Source organism: Endozoicomonas sp. SESOKO4, assembly GCF_024606275.1.
Window position 1 is genome coordinate 1 of sequence record NZ_JAHHPS010000686.1, and the last position, 4,205, is coordinate 4,205.

At 49.4% G+C, this 4,205-nt stretch carries 5 protein-coding genes; all 5 read left to right on the forward strand.

Annotated features, from left to right (window positions below; all coding sequences use genetic code 11):
- The coding region (locus tag KDK16_RS13270; protein ID WP_257276494.1) for an RING finger domain-containing protein at positions 1-420 on the forward strand (420 nt) is incomplete at its 5' end.
- Positions 421-880: 460 nt separating this feature from the next.
- The gene (dapB, locus tag KDK16_RS13280; RefSeq protein WP_257276495.1) at positions 881-1,648 is read left to right on the forward strand and encodes a 4-hydroxy-tetrahydrodipicolinate reductase; all 768 of its coding nucleotides are present in this window, start codon (positions 881-883) and stop codon (positions 1,646-1,648) included.
- Between the two features lie 214 nt (positions 1,649-1,862).
- Positions 1,863-2,885 carry a PhoH family protein gene (locus KDK16_RS13285; protein ID WP_257276496.1) on the forward strand — a complete coding sequence of 341 codons (1,023 nt, stop codon included), beginning with the start codon at positions 1,863-1,865 and terminating at the stop codon, positions 2,883-2,885.
- The gene (gene ybeY, locus KDK16_RS13290; RefSeq protein ID WP_257276497.1) at positions 2,885-3,364 is read left to right on the forward strand and encodes an rRNA maturation RNase YbeY; all 480 of its coding nucleotides are present in this window, start codon (positions 2,885-2,887) and stop codon (positions 3,362-3,364) included. The genes KDK16_RS13285 and ybeY overlap by 1 nt, the downstream gene beginning before the upstream one ends.
- Before the next feature lie 61 nt (positions 3,365-3,425).
- The coding region (locus tag KDK16_RS13295; protein ID WP_257276498.1) for an HlyC/CorC family transporter at positions 3,426-4,205 on the forward strand (780 nt) is incomplete at its 3' end.

The window sequence follows — 4,205 nt, forward strand, 5'->3', positions numbered from 1 at the left end:
GTTTATTTTATGACAATGAGTGTTGCGGATGCATGTCAAATCTGTTTCGGTTCTTTTAATGAAAAAGATAATGAAGATCTTCGATGTGATAATAAAAAAGTGATTCTTCCGTGCCATGAATCTCATGTTTTTGGAAGAAAATGTATTGCTAAATGGTTTGACCAATCTGAGACTTGTCCTAGTTGTAGGTCTGCAGTGCCGTCATATATTCTTGAGAACATGCCTCGATCATTGCGTGAACGGGTAACCAGAAAATTATCTCAAATTGCTACCTATGCTTTTATTGGTGCTGTTGGCTCTGCTCTTATTGGGGCAACTTTTATTGGTACCTCTGGCATTATTAATATTGCCACTTGTTTGGTTGGGACTGATGATGTTATGACTGTCGGTGTTTTTCAAGATAGTTGTCCCGCAAACTGAATTTTAGGCCGCCTGTTTCAAGCGTGCCTCCGACTCCGGAATTCTCTCCGGGTTCAATGCTACCGCTCCTGCAGGTTGCCAGTTACTGGTTTGCCCTGACCACCGTGAAGGGTTCGCTTCTCGAGCTATGCTGTAAACCCGGTCCCGATGCTCAAGAATCTTTTGATCCCTTTTCTCGTGCCGTTGTACAGGCGTTACAAAGCGGATAGAAGCTTCTGTAAAACAGCAGATTTACGTTTCTTTGAATAGCGAGGCATATTAAACATCCACCACCCACTGTTTAACATTACTGGTTAATCAGTAACCGGGACATTGACAGGCTCAAAGAATAGTACATTGCGTTGAAACTTATTTTCTTTTCTTACAGGCTATCCGGTCGACCATTGACAGTTTCACCTGATCCGCTACAGTGTCCTCACTCCACCTGCATGCCACCTGACGCCCCTCGGGCGGCATTCCCATGACATCAGACAATATTGCGGAGCATACCATGTCAGTTTTGAGAGTCGCTGTGAACGGAGCCAAGGGCAAAATGGGACAAACAGTGGTTGAGTTTGTTCAAAAACACAGCCGTCTGGAACTGGCCGCTACTATCGATCTGGGCGACGATCTGGCCGCGGAAGTGAAAAACAACGCCGCCGATATTGTGGTTGACTTCACCCGTCCGGAAATTCGTATGGAAACCGTGAAGAACACCTTGTTCTCTGGTGCTTCTGCCGTAGTGGGCACCACCGGCTTTACGCCTGACGATCTGGAAACTATTCGTGGCTGGGTCAGGGAAACCGGCAAGGGCTGCTTTATTGCGCCTAATTTCATCGTGGGTAACGTACTCATGCAGCAGTTTGCCAAACAGGCTGCTCGTTATTACGAATACGCTGAGATCATTGAATACCACCACCAGCAAAAAGTGGACTTTCCATCGGGCACGGCCGTAAAAACAGCCGAACTGATGAGCGAAGAGCGCGAGAAATTCAATAGTGGAACTCATGATCAGGTTGCCAACATTGAAGGCTCACGAGGCGGTGATTACAAGGGAATAAAACTTCACGCTATACGTATGCCGGGCTTTGTAGCGTCTCAGGAAGTGATCCTGGGCGACAGTGGTCAATATCTGACCATCCGTCATGATTCCATTGAACGCACGAGCTATATGCCTGGCATTCTTATGGCCAGTGAGTACATTCATGACAAAACTGAACTGGTTTATGGGCTGGAACATATTCTCTGATCAGACAGAATGAAGTGATTAACAGATGACATTATCAAAACCTTCGGTAAAATCAGACTTGTCGGCAGTCTGATTCACGCTTTATGCCCGCTATGAGTATCCTGCAAAAGACAGCCATAGCGAATAAACAACCATGGCGAATAAAATGCGGCAAGAATCGGACTGCAGTATATGCTTACCCTATATGAATCGCAGTAAGAGCTGAACTCTCGACTTGAATACCCAGATCCAGGCAACACCGACAAAAAATGCAGGTAGGACCTGCCAGTTTCTCCTAGAACCGGACGATCCACGTCGATTCGCAGAGCTCTGCGGACAATTCAATCAGCACCTGAAACAAATAGAACAGCGCCTTGGCGTTGATATTCGTTATCGTGGCAACCAGTTCACGGTCAGGGGTGAAGATCGAAATGCCCAGGCGGCTTCTGAGATTCTCAAGCGTCTCTACAGGGAGACCGGAAAAACGGGACACCTGACGGCTGAGACAGTGCACCTCTACCTCCAAGAGTCTGCGGTTGAATGGATCCACGAACCCAGGTCCGACAACCTGATCGCTCTGCGAACCCGCAAGGGTACAGTCACCCCAAGGGGTGAGAACCAGCAGAAATATGTTCGCTCCATCCTTACTCACGATATCAATTTCGGTATTGGCCCGGCGGGCACCGGCAAGACCTATCTGGCTGTTGCAGCCGCCGTCCAGGCCCTGGAAGACGAAGAAATACGTCGAATCCTGTTGGTCAGGCCTGCTGTCGAAGCCGGCGAAAAGCTGGGTTTCCTGCCGGGTGACCTGTCTCAAAAGATCGATCCTTATCTTCGCCCTCTCTACGATGCACTCTATGAAATGCTCGGCTTTGAACGAGTAGACAAGCTGATCGAGAAAAATGTGATCGAAGTTGCACCCCTCGCTTACATGCGTGGTCGCACCCTTAACAACTCATACATTATTCTTGATGAAGCCCAGAACACGACGCCGGAACAGATGAAAATGTTCCTGACCCGTATCGGCTTTGGCTCGACGGCCGTGATTACCGGTGACATTACCCAGGTCGACCTGCCCAGAGGTACCCGCTCTGGTCTGGCTCATGCCATCGATGTTCTCAAAGGTGTGGACGGTATCGGTTTCACCTGGTTTAGCGCTAAAGACGTTGTTCGTCACCCGATTGTCCAGAGAATTGTGCAGGCTTATGATCGCTTTGATCAGGCGAATCAGAACAAGTCTGTTGCAGGGGTACAGTAATGTCTGCGAACGTCCTTGTCGACATTCAAATAGCCAGCGAGAGCCCCAGGCTCCCCTCAGAAGCTGATCTGCACAAATGGGCAGCGGCGGCTATCGGTGATCATCGCAAAGAAGCCGAAATCAGCCTGCGAATTGTTGACAGCGACGAAGGTGCAGAACTCAACCGACAATGGCGTCACAAAGACGGGCCTACCAACGTTCTGTCTTTTCCCTCTGACCTGCCGAAAGCACTCAATCTGCCTCTTTTGGGCGATCTGGTCATCTGCACACCCGTCGTTGAACGTGAAGCAAGGGAACAGAACAAAACCCTTCAGGCACACTGGGCTCATATGATGGTTCATGGCACACTGCACCTGCTGGGTTATGACCACATTAAAGAAGACGAAGCCGGGGCGATGGAATCTCTGGAAACAGCGATTCTCGAGAGCCTGGGTTTTCCTGATCCGTACCAGTCTGAAAAGAGCGGATCATCATCATAGGAGAGGCTGGCCGAATCATGAAGATGTTGCCATGAGAAGGCCTTCACGGTAATACAAGGTAATGAACGACGACACTGCTCCGGGCGACTCGCCCGCCCCGACATGGAAAGACAAACTGGCGGCTCTGTTCACTCAGGACCCTCAAAACCGGAATGAGTTGCTGACTCTGCTCAATGATGCCGGACTCAGGGGCATTATTGACCATGAAGCTCTCAGTATTATCGAGGGAGCTGTTCAGGTAGCCGATATGCAGGCCAGGGAGATCATGATCCCACGCTCGCAGATGGTCTGCGTTGATGAAGATCAGGCGCCCCGGGACTTCCTGCCGAAAGTGATCGAATCAGCCCACTCCCGCTTTCCCGTCATCGGCGATACCAAAGACGAGATTATCGGTATTCTGCTGGCCAAGGATCTGCTTCCGCTGATTCTTCAGAATGGCAAATTCAATATCAAGGACCACCTTCGTCCTGCCACTTTCATCCCTGAAAGCAAACGTCTCAATGTGCTCCTGAAAGAGTTCCGGACCAACCGTAATCACATGGCTATCGTCATTGATGAGTTTGGTGGTGTAGCCGGTCTGGTGACGATTGAAGACGTTCTCGAGCAAATAGTTGGGGACATAGAAGACGAACACGATGTGGAAGAAGACAGTTTCATCAAACCGGTTGAGGAACAGTCCCGTACTTTTATAGTCAAAGCCCTGACCCCCATAGAAGACTTCAACGAACACTTTGAATCCAGCTTCAGCGACGAAGAGTTCGATACCATTGGTGGGATTGTCCTGCGAGAGTTTGGACATATGCCCAAACGGAATGAGTTCGTGGAAATTAACGGCTTCCGA

Coding starts and splice junctions, on each gene's coding strand:
- dapB (WP_257276495.1), top strand. CDS start 881: ATGACATCAGACAATATTGCGGAGCATACCATGTCAGTTTTGAGAGTC.
- ybeY (WP_257276497.1), top strand. CDS start 2,885: ATGTCTGCGAACGTCCTTGTCGACATTCAAATAGCCAGCGAGAGCCCC.